We start from the raw sequence: 12817 nt of genomic DNA on the forward strand, positions 1-12817 counted from the left end.
CGGTAGCCGGTTCGAAGTGACATGTTTGTGTAGACTCGTGCTCGTTCAATGGAGCCAACACCATGCAACTTCTCGACCACGTGTCCATCGGCGTTCCTGATATCGACCGGGCACGCCCCTTCTACGACCGTGTCATGGCCGCACTAGGCGCGGCCAAGGTTTACGACCGGCCCAACGCACTCGGCTATGGCGAACGCTGCAATGCAAACGACACCACCTCGACTTTCCTGGCCGTGTATCTCGATCCCGCCGAAGTTGGAACGAGCAAGCGGCACTGGTGCTTCAAGGCCGCTTCTCGCGAGCAGGTACATGCATTTTTCGAGGCAGGGCTTTCCGCGGGCGGCCAGTCCGACGGCGATCCCGGATTGAGGCCGCATTATCACGCCGACTACTACGCGGCGTTTCTCGTCGACCCTGCCGGCAACCGGATCGAGGCCGTGTGCCACGTAGCGCCGTCGGCGCACGAGCGGTCGTGACGGTGCTTGCGGACGACTGACCGCGGCTTCGCGGTGTGCCGGTGGACATCGGGGTAAGGGCGGCGCCGGCATCGCGCCACGCCACGCCGCCCGGCCGCGTTTGCCGCGCACGGCTCAATCGAAATACGTGAGCCCCATCGCGCCTTTCACCTCGGCCAGCGTCGCGCCGGCCACCTCGCGCGCATGCATCGTGCCGCGCTTCAGGATCCCCATTACCTCCGCCTTGTCCGCCTCGAATTCGCGGCGGCGCGCACGGATCGGCTCGATCAGCGCCTGCAGCCGCTCGTTCAGCACGCGCTTGACGACGCTGTCGCCGAGGCCGCCGCGGCGATAGTGCGCCTTCAGTTCGTCGACCTTCTGCACGTCGGGCTCGAACGCGTCGAGGAATGTGAACACGACGTTGCCTTCGACCTGGCCGGGATCGCTCACGCGCAGGTGGTTCGGATCTGTGTACATGTCCTTCACGGCCTGCGTGATCTCGTCCGGCGTCGAGCCGAGCGTGATCGCGTTGCCGAGCGACTTGCTCATCTTCGCCTTGCCGTCGATGCCCGGCAGCCGCGTGACCGCCGACAGCACGGCCTCGCATTCCACCAGCACCGGCTTGTCGACCGTCGCGTTGAAGCGGCGCACGAGTTCGTTGGTCTGTTCGATCATCGGCAGCTGGTCGTCGCCGACCGGCACGTGCGTCGCCTTGAACGCGGTGATGTCGGCGGCCTGGCTGACGGGATAGGTCAGGAAGCCGGCCGGGATGTCGCGCTCGAAACCGCGCAGGCGGATCTCTTCCTTGATGGTCGGATTGCGCTCGAGGCGCGCGACCGTGACGAGGTTGAGCAGGTATTGCGACAGCTCGGCGAGCTCGGGCACCTGCGACTGGACGACGATCGTCGAGATTGCCGGGTCGATGCCGACGGCCAGGTAGTCGAGCGCGACCTCGATCACGTTCTCGGTGACGCGCTGGCGACGGCCCATGTTGTCGGTCAGCGCCTGCGTGTCGGCGAGCAGCAGGAACTGCGTCGCGTCGTGCTGCATCTGCACGCGCGCGCGCAGCGAGCCGATGTAGTGGCCGAGATGCAGCGGGCCGGTCGTGCGGTCGCCGGTGAGGATGGTCGGTCGGGTCGGGTGCGTCATGGTGTGGATTGGCTCCGGGTTATCGAAGCCACCAGCCATGATTCGGGCGCAGAAACGACAATGCCGCCATGGCTGGCGGCATCACGTTCGGGACATGCAAAAGGAAACGGGCCGCCTGGGTCAGGCGCGCCACCAGCGATGCACGTTCGGCGAGGCAGGTTTGGTTTCCATTGCGCGAGTATAGCGTAGTGCGGGGATGGGCGTGTTGCGTCAGCGTATGACCGACTCCATCGCGAGGTAGGCGGTTTCGGCCGACGGCCACAGCAGGTACAGCAGGCCGGCCATCAACAGCAGCGCGCCGGCGCGTACCAGCGGCGTGCGGTCGATCTCGCCCAGGATGCGGATGTGCTGCTTCAGTTTCTTCATGCTTGCAGGCGCAACGTGCGCTACTCCAACGGTTGCTGCAACGGGTCGGGTGGGGCCGACGCCGGGGTGTTGCGGGGTTCGACGGGGGGCTGAGCCGGCGGCTCGGCGCGGCAAGGGATCGCGTGCGGGAGATCGAAAAGGGGAACGATCAGGTGCGCCGGATGCGTCTCGCCTAGTGATGCGCATCCTACCAGTTCGACGGCGTGCGCATAGTCAAGAATTGTGGGGTGGGGACAGGTTAAGGGGACGCAACGTAAAATCAGCGGCATATGAACGGAGATGCTGTCCCGACTGCGGGCCATTGCCGACGGCCCATGAAATTGCCGGATGAGGGCCTTGTCAGCAGGCCGTTTGCGCCGTTCCATACTGCGCACGTGACTGTGCATTCATTTCTTGTCGTGCAAGGTATTCGATATCGTGCGAATTCGATTGCGTCTGATTACCGTGGACCGTGGCCGGCTGATCCGATTGGCTTCCGTTCTTCTGATCGTTGGATGTGCCGCCTGTTCAAGGAGCGATTCGCTTCCTCGCAACATGTCGCTGACTGCGTTCAATCCGCACCGCGAAGCGTTCGAATGCAAGCATGAAGCCGACGTTGTTCCTCGGATCGATCCAGAGGCAGATCGTTGGAATACGCGAGCGATCGCGCTCACCAGTTCGTTGCTGTGGCCGAATCAGCGCGACTATAGGGGGGCCGTCGAGTTATGGGCGAAGGCCGCCGAGCGCAAACACTGGAAGGCGATGCTGAATCTGGCGAATGCGTACGCTCGCGGCGAAGGCGTGGATGGTGATTCCGAACATGCCGTTCAAATCGCTGAACAGGCGATGAAACTCGGCATTCCGGCGGCCTACGATTTGATGGGTACGTATTACATGGACGGGATGGGGGTGAAGCAGGATGCGAGCAGAGCCTATGCATTCTGGCAACTGGCTGCGGATATGGGGAGTCCGAATGCGATGGCATATCTTGGGGGCAAGATGGACGCAATTTATGACGATCCCAAAGCAGGCTTTTGGGATAATCGCAAGATTGCGCTTCAAATGCTGGAATGCGGATATGCACAAGGTAGCGGAGATGCCGCCTATGCGCTCGGGACAACACTCGTGGGCGCGGACAAGTCGCTTGGCGAAGACAACGACCGAGCCCTCAAGATTCTGCATGATGGCGTGAAATACGGGAGCGCCAAGAGCGCCGGGTATTTGTTCGGCGCATTCGACGATGGTGATCCGGTGGTTGGTAACGTGAAGGATCGTGCTCGTGCCGAGCGTTACAGCGTACTCGCCGACCGCCTCGAGCGCGATCCGGACCTTCGTCTGCCAAACCTTGACAAGGTCGTGCCGCTGCCGCCGGCCAAACTGCCCAAGTGGGACGGCAACAAAGCGACATTGATCGATGCGGCGAAACCGACGCTGCCGATTTCGGACACGCTTCCCGTTTCCTCCGGGCATCGCATTGACCGCGCACATACGCAGGAATAGCGTTGGGCCGTCTGGACCGAACGCGGCGCGGTATGCCCGTTCCGCCAGCCATGCTCGATCGCCCCAGCTTTTTTCTCGTCAACAACCACAAAAATGATCGTTTCGCCCTAGCGAGCCTGTCAGCAGAATGTCTCCATTCCCCCTCGCGCGACGACACGAGCATCGCCGCGAGCCGTACTTCAAGGAGACAGCCGTGGCAGTGGAAACAACCTCAATCGATACGCTGGTCGTCGGGGCCGGCCAGGCCGGCGTGGCCATGAGCGAGCACCTGGGCAAGCTCGGCGTGCCGCATCTCGTGCTGGAGCGCGACCGCATCGCCGAGCGCTGGCGCACCGGGCGCTGGGATTCGCTGGTCGCGAACGGCCCCGCGTGGCACGACCGCTTTCCGGGCCTCGAATTCGACGGCCTCGATCCCGATGCGTTCGCGTCGAAGGACCAGGTCGCCGACTACTTCGAAGCCTATGCGCGCAAGTTCGACGCGCCGATCCGCACCGGCGTCGAAGTGAAGAACGTCGTGCGCAACACGGGCAAGCCGGGGTTCATCGTCGAAACCTCGGACGGCACGATCGAGGCGAACCGCGTGGTCGTCGCGACGGGTCCGTTCCAGCGCCCGGTCATCCCGCCGATCGCGCCGGACGATGCCAGCCTCGTGCAGATCCACTCCGCCGACTATCGCAACCCGGCGCAATTGCCGGACGGCGCGGTGCTGGTGGTCGGCGCGGGTTCGTCGGGCGTGCAGATCGCCGACGAGCTGCAGCGCGCGGGCCGGCAGGTCTACCTGTCGGTCGGCCCGCATGACCGCCCGCCGCGCGCGTATCGCGGCCGCGATTTCTGCTGGTGGCTCGGCGTGCTCGGCGAATGGGACAAGGAAGTCGCGACGCCCGGACGCGAACACGTGACGATCGCGGTGAGCGGTGCGCGCGGCGGCCACACGGTCGATTTCCGCGCACTCGCGCACCAGGGCGTGACGCTCGTGGGGCTGACGAAGTCGTTCGACGGCGGCGTCGCGGTGTTCGAACGCGATCTCGCGGCCAATCTCGCCCGCGGCGACGAGAACTACCTGTCGCTGCTCGACGCGGCTGACGCATACGCGGCACGCAACGGCCTCGACCTGCCCGAGGAACCAGAAGCGCGCCGCATCCTGCCGGATCCGGATTGCGTCGCGGAGCCGATCCTCGCGCTCGACCTGGCCGGCGCCGGCGTCACGTCGATCGTCTGGGCGACGGGCTACGCGGTCGACTACGGCTGGCTGAACGTCGACGCGTTCGCCGCGAACGGCAAGCCGCAGCATCAGCGCGGCGTGTCGAAAGAGCCGGGCATCTATTTCCTCGGACTGCCGTGGCTGTCGCGACGCGGCTCCAGCTTCATCTGGGGCGTGTGGCACGATGCGAAACACATCGCCGACCACATCGTCACGCAGCGCAAGTACCTCGACTATCACGACGCATCGCGACGCCGCGTCGAGACGCGCATCGCGCACGACGACACGGCGCACACGGCGCGGGTCGATGCCTGCCCGCTCGTCGACACGATCGACTGATACGCGCTCACGCCACGGCCCGCGCGCGGCAAGCAGCCCGTACGCGGCGCCCTCGCTACAACCAGAACCCGCCGCGACAGCTTCCGCTGCGGCGGGCGCACCCACCGTCAATCGAAGGACCTCGATGAGCCAGCCTACCCACACCCGTATCCGCATGTTCAACACGAAGGATACCTACCCGAACCAGACGCTCGACAACGACCTGTGCCAGGCCGTGCGCGCCGGCAATACCGTGTACGTGCGCGGCCAGGTCGGCACCGATTTCGACGGCAACCTGATCGGCCTCGGCGATCCGCGCGCGCAGGCCGCGCAGGCGATGAAGAATGTGAAGCAGCTGCTGGAGGAAGCCGGCAGCGACATCACGCACATCGTGAAGACGACGACCTACCTGATCGACCCGCGCTATCGCGAGCCGGTGTACCAGGAAGTCGGCAAGTGGCTGAAGGGCGTCTATCCGATCTCGACGGGGCTCGTCGTGTCGGCGCTCGGCCAGCCGCAGTGGCTGATGGAGATCGACGTGATCGCCGTGATCCCGGACAACTGGCAGCCGAACCGCGCATAGGAGCCGACATGACTTTCTCCATCGTCGGGCGCTGCCCGGAAACGGGCCAGCTCGGGATCGCGATCAGCTCGTCGAGCATCGCGGTGGGCGCACGCTGCCCTTGGGTGCGCGCGGGCGTCGGCGCGGTCGCGACGCAGAACATCACGCTGCCGGCGCTGGGCCCGCAGATCCTCGATCTGATCGAGCATCGGCAACTCGCGCCGGCCGCCGCGCTCGACCACGCGCTCAGCGCGAACGGCTGGAGCCAGTACCGGCAGGTCACGGTGATCGACGGGCAGGGGCAGACCGCGTGCTTCACCGGCAAGGAAGCGCTCGGCACGCACCATGCGGTGCAGGGCGAGCAATGCGTGGCGGCCGGCAATCTGCTGGCCGCGCCGGCCGTGATCGATGCGATGGCGCGCGCGTTCGAGCAGGCGCCCGGGCTGCTGGCCGATCGCCTGCTGGCCGCGATGCACGCAGCGATCGCGGCGGGCGGCGAGGCGGGGCCCGTGCATTCGGCCGCGCTGAAGGTGGCCGGCGACGTGACCTGGCCGATCGTCGACCTGCGCGTCGACTGGGCCGATGCCGATCCGATCGGGCAGCTCGATGCGCTGTGGCACGCGTATCGCCCGCAGATGCAGGATTACCAGACGCGCGCGCTGAACCCGACCGCCGCGCCGAGCTACGGAGTGCCGGGCGATGAGTGACACGTCGAGCCGCGCACTGCTCGAGCGGCTGATCGGCTTCGCGACGGTCAGCCGCGATTCGAACCTCGCGATGATCGAATTCATCCGCGACTACCTCGGCGGCTTCGGCGTCGAGAGCGAGCTGTTCTACAACGCGGAACGCACGAAGGCGAGCCTGTACGCGACGATCGGGCCGCGCGATCGCGGCGGCATCGTGCTGTCGGGCCATACCGACGTGGTGCCGGTCGACGGGCAGGCGTGGACGGTCGAGCCGTTCCGGCTGACCGAACGCGACGGCCGGCTGTACGGGCGCGGCACGGCCGACATGAAGGGCTTCATCGCGTCGGTGCTCGCGGCGGTGCCGGCGCTCGTCGCGCGTGGATTGGGCCTGCCGGTGCATCTCGCGTTTTCCTACGACGAGGAAGTCGGCTGTCTCGGCGTGCGGCCGATGCTCGACGCGCTGGCCGCGCGTGCGCACCGGCCGCGGCTGTGCCTGATCGGCGAGCCGACCGAACTGAAGCCGGTGCTCGGTCACAAGGGCAAGCTCGCGATGCGTTGCCACGTGAAGGGCGCGGCGTGCCACTCGGCGTACGCGCCGCTCGGCGTCAACGCGATCGACTACGCGGCGAAGCTGATCGGCCGGCTCGGCGAGATCGGCGCGGCGCTCGCGCGGCCCGAGCATCGCGACAACCGCTTCGATCCGCCGTTCTCGACCGTGCAGGCGGGACTGATCAAGGGCGGCCGCGCGCTGAACATCGTGCCGGCCGAATGCGAGTTCGACTTCGAGGTGCGGGCGCTGCCGGCGTTCGATGCGCACGACGTACCGATGAAGCTGCAGGATTATGCGGAATCCGAACTGTTGCCGAAGATGCGCGCGGTGCAGCCCGATACCGACATTCGCCTGGAGCCGCTCGGCGCGTATCCGGGGCTCGCGACGTCGCCGGACAGCGAAGCCGCGCGACTGCTCGCGATGCTGAGCGGCTCCGACGCGTTCGGCACGGTCGCGTTCGGCACCGAGGGCGGGCTGTTCGGGCAGGCCGGCATTCCGACCGTCGTGTGCGGGCCGGGCAGCATGGACCAGGGGCACAAGCCCGACGAGTTCGTCACGGTCGAACAGCTGCACGGATGCGACGCGATGCTCGCCCGGCTTGCGGCGTATCTCGCTGAAGCGGGTTGATTCGATCGATCCGCACGACTCAGCCGACTCAGCGGATTCAGTCGACTGAGTCGGTCGCGTAGTCGGGCCGCAAACCGCACGCTGCGCGCCCCACGGCGCGTGCGTGTTTCCCCGTCGTTCTACCGCACCGATTCCGCGACGATCTGCGCAAGCCGCTCGCGGCAGAACTCGACGAACGATTGCGCCTGCTTCGTCAGCTGCCCGCGCTTGAGCCGTGCGCTCACGAGCCCCGAAGGGCTGACCGTTTCGCTGAGGGCGATCGTCACGACGCGCCGGCCGTCGTACGTGTATTCGGAATGCGGCCGCGTGACGAGCAGCGAGAAGCCGAACCCCTGGCCGACCATCCCGCGCACCATCTCGATCGACGGCGAAGCGAACACGATGTTCGGCGTGAGCCCGAGTTCGTGAAACAGGCTGACGAAGTATGTTCGGCTCGGCAGCACGTCGAGCAGGATCATCGGCTCGACGCAGAGGTCGCGCAGCGAGACGTGCGACTGGCCCGCGAACCGGTGGTTCTCCGGCAGCAGCACGTACGGCTGCTGCGCCGGCATCAGCGGCTCGGTTTCGATCGTGCCGTCGAGATCGTGATCGTAGAGGAACGCGAGATCGAAGGTGCCGGCCGTGAGGCCCTGCACGAGCTCCTGCTGGTCGCCGTCGCGCAGCCGGATGTTGACGCCCGGGTAGCGCTCGCGAAAGCCCGCGATCAGTTGCGGCAGGTAGAGCGGGGCGACGGTCTCGAAGCAGCCGATGTCGATCTGGCCGGTGACCACGTCGTTGTCGGCGAGCGCATTCTGTTCGAATTCGTGCGCGATGCGCAGCAGTTCCTGCGCCTTCCGGTAGAAACGCGTGCCGCTCGGCGTCAGCGACACGCCTTGCGCGTGATGGCGGATGAACAGCTTCACGCCGAAACTCTCCTCGAGCCCCTTGATCGCGCTGGAGATCGACGGCTGCGCGATGAAGAGCTGGCGCGACGCCTCGGCGACGCTGCCGGATTCCACCGTCGTCACGAAATATTTCAGTTGCCGCAAAGTGTAGTGAGCCACGAGCACCCCTGTTACCGCTGTTACCCCTGATACCCCTGTTACTCGGCTCCGGCGCGCACGCGTCGCCGGCGCGCGCAACCGGTCCATCGTTTCGGGTAGCACCTTAACCGAAGAAAATCGGCGCCGCCGTTTCCGCTGCAGAGCTTTTTCGTATGTCCCGGAAATATTTTTAGTATTTTCGGCTCGCCGCATGCGTGGCGCACCATCGTCTCCAATCCGGATCGCGACAAAAGCGCGCACGCACCGGCGGGGCATGTCATCCGTCCCCGCGCGTAGTGGCGTAGTGGGTGCCGGCGCGCCGATCGGCGTCGCCCGCGTATCCGGACCCGATTGCAGGCGCGCGCACGGTCGCGCGCCGGCTGAAACGGCACGCGCGCATCGCCGCGCAGCACAGGAGACTTCGCCATGACGACCGCGGACCGCAACGCGTCCCCCATGATAGAGAAACACACGATCGGCTACGTGCCGCCCGCAGAACGCCACGGCAAGGTGCGCGACCTGTTCACGCTCTGGTTCGGCGGCAACATCGCGCCGCTGCCGATCGTGACCGGCGCGCTCGGCGTGCAGCTCTTTCACCTGAACCTGATGTGGGCGATCGTCGCGATCGTCGTCGGCCAGGCGGTCGGCGGCGTGCTGATGGCGCTGCATTCGGCGCAGGGGCCGCAGATGGGCATCCCGCAGATGATCCAGAGCCGCGCGCAGTTCGGCTCGTGGGGCGCGCTGCTCGTCACGGTGATCGCGGCGGTGATGTACGTCGGCTTCTTCGCGTCGAACATCGTGCTGGCCGGCAAGTCGGTGCACGGCATCGCGTCGTCGGTGCCGGTGCCCGTCGGCATCGTGATCGGCGCGGTGGGGTCCGGGCTGATCGGGATCGTCGGCTACCGGTTCATCCACATCCTGAACAGGATCGGCACGTGGGTGCTCGGCATCGGCATCGTGGTCGGCTTCTGGATGATCCTGTCGCACGTGAGCACCGCCGATTTCCTCACGCGCGGCGGCTTCGATTTCGCCGGGTGGCTGGCAACGGTGTCGCTGTCCGCGCTGTGGCAGATCGCGTTCGCGCCTTACGTATCGGACTATTCGCGCTACCTGCCGGAAGACGCCGGCGTCGCGTCGACGTTCTGGGCGACCTATCTCGGCTGCACGATCGGCTCGACGCTCGCGTTCATCTTCGGCGCGGTCGCGGTGCTCGCGGTGCCGGCCGGCGCGGACACGATGGACGCGGTCAAGCAGGCAACGGGCCCGCTCGGCCCGCTGATGCTGGTGCTGTTCCTGCTGAGCGTGATCAGCCACAACGCGCTGAACCTGTACGGCGCGGTGCTCGCCGTCATCACGTCGGTGCAGACCTTCGCGTACAAGTGGATTCCGACCGCGAAGACGCGCGCGGTGGTGTCGGTGGTGATCTTCATCGCGTGCTGCTACGCGGCGATCGGCGCGTCGAGCAACTTCGTCGGCAATCTCGTCGATCTCGTGCTCGCGCTGCTCGTCGTGCTGGTGCCGTGGACGGCGATCAACCTGATCGACTTCTACGTGATTCACAAGGGCAAGTACGACATCCAGTCGATCTTCATGGCGGACGGCGGCGTGTACGGCCGCTTCAATCCGCAGGCGCTGCTCGCGTATGCGATCGGGATCGTCGTGCAGATCCCGTTCATGAACACGCCGATGTACGCGGGCCCGATTCCCGCGCATCTCGGCGGCGCCGACCTGTCCTGGCTCGTCGGGCTCGCGCTGACGTCGCCGCTGTACTACTGGCTCGCGACGCGCGACAGCGCGTACCGTCGCCGGCAGACGGGCGCGGCTCTGCCGCCGTCGACGGCGCGGTAAGGCGCGTGCCGTTCGCCACGTGAAAACGAAGCGGCCGCCGCATCGGAGGCGATGCAGCGGCCGTGAGAGCGGGGAGGCGGGGCGGCAGGCAGGTTCTCGGCGTCACGGCATGTCGCATGCGTGCCGTACGTCGCGAACCTGCCCGCCCGCGGATCACACGACCGCGGAACGCGCGACCCGCACCGGCACCGACTTGTACGACGGCGTGCCGCTTTCCTTGTCGATGTAGTCGAGCGGCACGAGCACGTTCGCCTCCGGATAGTACGCGCCGACCGAGCCCGGCGCGATGTCGTACTCGATCGCGGTGATCTTCTCGAGGCGCAGCGTGCGGCCCGAGGCGGTGATCGTCTCGATGTCGACGAGGTCGCCGTGTTCGAGCCCGTACTTCGCGAGATCGGCCGCGTTCATGAACAGCACGTCGCGCCGCCCGAACACGCCGCGATAGCGGTCGTCGAGCCCGTAGATCGTCGTGTTGTACTGGTCGTGGCTGCGCAGCGTGATCAGCCGCAGCACCTGTTCGGCGCCGAGCACGTCCGCGTCTTCCTTCACGCCCGTGTAGACCGAGAACATCGCCTTGCCGGTCGGCGTGGGCCACACGCGCTCGGTGGGCGGCAGCGGCAGGCGGAAGCCGCCCGGCGTGCGGATCCGTTCGTTGAACGCCTCGAAGCCGGGCACCGTCTTGTCGATCAGGTCGCGGATGCGGTCGTAGTCGGCGATCAGGTCGAGCCACGCGACCTTGCTGTTCGGCAGCGTCGCATGCGCGATCCCCGCGACGATCGCGGGCTCCGAGCGCAACGCGTCGGACGCCGGCTTGAGCTTGCCGGCCGACGCGTGGACCATCGACATCGAATCCTCGACGGTGATCGATTGCCGGCCGCTCGCCTGCATGTCGAGCTCGGTGCGGCCGAGCACGGGCAGGATGTAGGTTTCCTTCGCAACCAGCAGATGCGAGCGGTTCAGCTTCGTGCCGAGATGCACACTGAGATCGAGCTTCGCCATCGCGGGGAACGACAGCTCGGGATCGGGCAGCGCGACCGCGAAGTTGCCGCCGAGGCACAGCAGCGCCTTGGCCTGGCCGTCGACCATCGCCTGCATGGCCTGCACGGCGTCGTGCCCGTGATGCGCGGGCGGCTTGAAGCCGCACACGTCCTCGATCTTCTGCAGGAACTCGGCCGACGGCTTCTCGGTGATGCCGACCGTGCGGTTGCCCTGCACGTTCGAGTGGCCGCGCAGCGGGCACACGCCCGCGCCGGGCTTGCCGAAGTTGCCGCGCATCAGCAGCAGGTCGGCGATCAGCCGCACGGTCGCGGTGCCCTTGTTGTGCTGCGTGACGCCCATCCCGTACGTGACGATCGTCGCGTTCGATTTCGCATAGGCGAGCGCGACCTGCTCGAGCTGCGCCTGGCTCAGGCCGCTCGCGCGCTCGATGTCGTCCCACGACGTGGCCTGCAGGTCGGTGGAGAACGCGTCGAAGCCGCTGGTGTGCTGCGCGATGAAGTCACGGTCGAGCACGTCGCCGCGCTCGGCCTCGAGCTGCAGCAGCGCCTTCATGATGCCCTTCAGAGCGGCCGCGTCGCCGCCCGCGTCGACCTGGTAGTACGTCGACGCGATGCGCGTCGAACCGAACGACGCCATCTCGATCATGTCCTGCGGATCGGCGAAGCGTTCGAGCGCGCGCTCGCGCAACGGGTTGAACACGATGATCGGCACGTTGCGGCGCGCGCACTCGTGCAGCGTGCCCATCATCCGCGGATGGTTCGTACCGGGGTTGTGGCCGATCGAGATGATCAGCTCGCAGTGGTCGAAATCCTCCAGCGACACCGTTCCCTTGCCGATCCCGATCGACTGCGGCAGGCCGACGCTGGTCGGCTCGTGGCACATGTTCGAGCAGTCGGGGAAGTTGTTGGTGCCGAGCTCGCGCGCGAACAGCTGATACAGGTACGCGGCTTCGTTCGACGCGCGCCCCGACGTATAGAACTCGACCTGCTCGGGCGGCAGCGCACGCAGCACCTCGCCGATGCGCGCGAACGCGTCGTCCCATTCGACCGCGCGGAACGTGTCGGTCGCGCGATCGTAGACGAGCGGATGCGTGAGCCGGCCCATGTTCTCCAGCTCGTAGTCGGACATCCGCAGCAGCGACGACACGGTGTTCGCCGCGAAGAACTCGGGCGTCACGCGCTTGGTCGTGGCCTCCCACGTGACGGCCTTCGCGCCGTTCTCGCAGAACTGGAACGTCGACTTGTGTTCCTTGTCGGGCCACGCGCAGCCGGGACAGTCGAAACCGTCGGGCTGGTTGGTCCGCATCAGCACGATCGGCGCCTCGATGGTTTCCATCTGCGTGCGCACGGCCTCGGCTGTCGCGCGAAGCGCGCCCCAACCGCCGGCGGGCCCATCGTACTTCCTGATGCCTGGCACTTCGCGTCGATTTGTCATGTGAATCTCCATGAGCCGGGCCCGCTGCGGGGTGGCTCGGGTTGCGCCGCGTCGCGGCGTGGGGCGGCGCCGTCCGGCGGACGGCGCCGGTCATGCGGGCCCGGACATGCGGGCCCGCGTG

At 66.7% G+C, this 12817-nt stretch carries 11 protein-coding genes; 7 read left to right on the forward strand and 4 right to left on the reverse strand.

Annotated elements, in window-relative coordinates; all coding sequences use genetic code 11:
- Nucleotides 1–62 precede the first annotated feature (62 nt).
- Nucleotides 63–476 (forward strand): VOC family protein, encoded by a 414-nt coding sequence (locus DIE16_RS03570; RefSeq protein ID WP_124891811.1) that lies wholly within the window; start codon nucleotides 63–65, stop codon nucleotides 474–476.
- A 114-nt stretch (nucleotides 477–590) separates the two neighbouring features.
- Here the strand turns inward: DIE16_RS03570 and trpS are convergent, their stop codons facing one another.
- Both trpS and DIE16_RS36495 read right to left on the reverse strand, forming a co-directional pair.
- The gene (gene trpS, locus DIE16_RS03575; RefSeq protein WP_124666116.1) at nucleotides 591–1604 is read right to left on the reverse strand and encodes a tryptophan--tRNA ligase; all 1014 of its coding nucleotides are present in this window, start codon (nucleotides 1602–1604) and stop codon (nucleotides 591–593) included.
- Nucleotides 1605–1814: 210 nt separating this feature from the next.
- Complete coding sequence (locus tag DIE16_RS36495; RefSeq protein ID WP_185715783.1) at nucleotides 1815–1970, reverse strand: hypothetical protein; 156 nt, start codon at nucleotides 1968–1970, stop codon at nucleotides 1815–1817.
- Nucleotides 1971–2399: 429 nt separating this feature from the next.
- Here DIE16_RS36495 and DIE16_RS03580 point away from each other — a divergent pair, with 429 nt between their 5' ends.
- From DIE16_RS03580 to argE, 5 genes are all read left to right on the forward strand, one after another.
- Complete coding sequence (locus tag DIE16_RS03580) at nucleotides 2400–3449, forward strand: sel1 repeat family protein (RefSeq protein WP_260434329.1); 1050 nt, start codon at nucleotides 2400–2402, stop codon at nucleotides 3447–3449.
- 193 nt (nucleotides 3450–3642) lie between these two features.
- Nucleotides 3643–4989, forward strand: a complete 1347-nt coding sequence (locus tag DIE16_RS03585) for an NAD(P)/FAD-dependent oxidoreductase (protein ID WP_124891812.1) — start codon at nucleotides 3643–3645, stop codon at nucleotides 4987–4989.
- 124 nt (nucleotides 4990–5113) lie between these two features.
- Complete coding sequence (locus tag DIE16_RS03590; RefSeq protein ID WP_124891813.1) at nucleotides 5114–5551, forward strand: RidA family protein; 438 nt, start codon at nucleotides 5114–5116, stop codon at nucleotides 5549–5551.
- Nucleotides 5552–5559: 8 nt separating this feature from the next.
- Nucleotides 5560–6237 carry a DUF1028 domain-containing protein gene (locus tag DIE16_RS03595; RefSeq protein WP_044848150.1) on the forward strand — a complete coding sequence of 226 codons (678 nt, stop codon included), beginning with the start codon at nucleotides 5560–5562 and terminating at the stop codon, nucleotides 6235–6237.
- Nucleotides 6230–7393, forward strand: a complete 1164-nt coding sequence (argE, locus tag DIE16_RS03600) for an acetylornithine deacetylase (protein ID WP_124891814.1) — start codon at nucleotides 6230–6232, stop codon at nucleotides 7391–7393. The genes DIE16_RS03595 and argE overlap by 8 nt, the downstream gene beginning before the upstream one ends.
- Nucleotides 7394–7512: 119 nt before the next feature.
- On the opposite strand, the gene DIE16_RS03605 is transcribed toward argE, so the two are convergent.
- Nucleotides 7513–8436, reverse strand: a complete 924-nt coding sequence (locus tag DIE16_RS03605) for a LysR family transcriptional regulator (protein WP_124891815.1) — start codon at nucleotides 8434–8436, stop codon at nucleotides 7513–7515.
- Between the two features lie 405 nt (nucleotides 8437–8841).
- Here DIE16_RS03605 and DIE16_RS03610 point away from each other — a divergent pair, with 405 nt between their 5' ends.
- Nucleotides 8842–10263: a cytosine permease gene (locus tag DIE16_RS03610; protein WP_124891816.1), complete on the forward strand. Its 1422-nt coding sequence runs from the start codon at nucleotides 8842–8844 to the stop codon at nucleotides 10261–10263.
- Nucleotides 10264–10416: 153 nt separating this feature from the next.
- Here DIE16_RS03610 and DIE16_RS03615 read toward each other — a convergent pair whose 3' ends face one another.
- Nucleotides 10417–12696 carry an FdhF/YdeP family oxidoreductase gene (locus tag DIE16_RS03615; protein WP_124891817.1) on the reverse strand — a complete coding sequence of 760 codons (2280 nt, stop codon included), beginning with the start codon at nucleotides 12694–12696 and terminating at the stop codon, nucleotides 10417–10419.
- Nucleotides 12697–12817: the final 121 nt, after the last annotated feature.

This window comes from Burkholderia sp. Bp9090, assembly GCF_003857985.1.
Classification (GTDB): domain Bacteria; phylum Pseudomonadota; class Gammaproteobacteria; order Burkholderiales; family Burkholderiaceae; genus Burkholderia.

Bases quoted from the DNA above. Each gene is read 5' to 3' on its own strand.
- DIE16_RS03570 (WP_124891811.1), top strand. From the start codon at position 63: ATGCAACTTCTCGACCACGTGTCCATCGGCGTTCCTGATATCGACCGG.
- trpS (WP_124666116.1), bottom strand. From the start codon at position 1,604: ATGACGCACCCGACCCGACCGACCATCCTCACCGGCGACCGCACGACC.
- DIE16_RS36495 (WP_185715783.1), bottom strand. From the start codon at position 1,970: ATGAAGAAACTGAAGCAGCACATCCGCATCCTGGGCGAGATCGACCGC.
- DIE16_RS03590 (WP_124891813.1), top strand. From the start codon at position 5,114: ATGAGCCAGCCTACCCACACCCGTATCCGCATGTTCAACACGAAGGAT.
- DIE16_RS03595 (WP_044848150.1), top strand. From the start codon at position 5,560: ATGACTTTCTCCATCGTCGGGCGCTGCCCGGAAACGGGCCAGCTCGGG.
- argE (WP_124891814.1), top strand. From the start codon at position 6,230: ATGAGTGACACGTCGAGCCGCGCACTGCTCGAGCGGCTGATCGGCTTC.
- DIE16_RS03610 (WP_124891816.1), top strand. From the start codon at position 8,842: ATGACGACCGCGGACCGCAACGCGTCCCCCATGATAGAGAAACACACG.
- DIE16_RS03615 (WP_124891817.1), bottom strand. From the start codon at position 12,696: ATGACAAATCGACGCGAAGTGCCAGGCATCAGGAAGTACGATGGGCCC.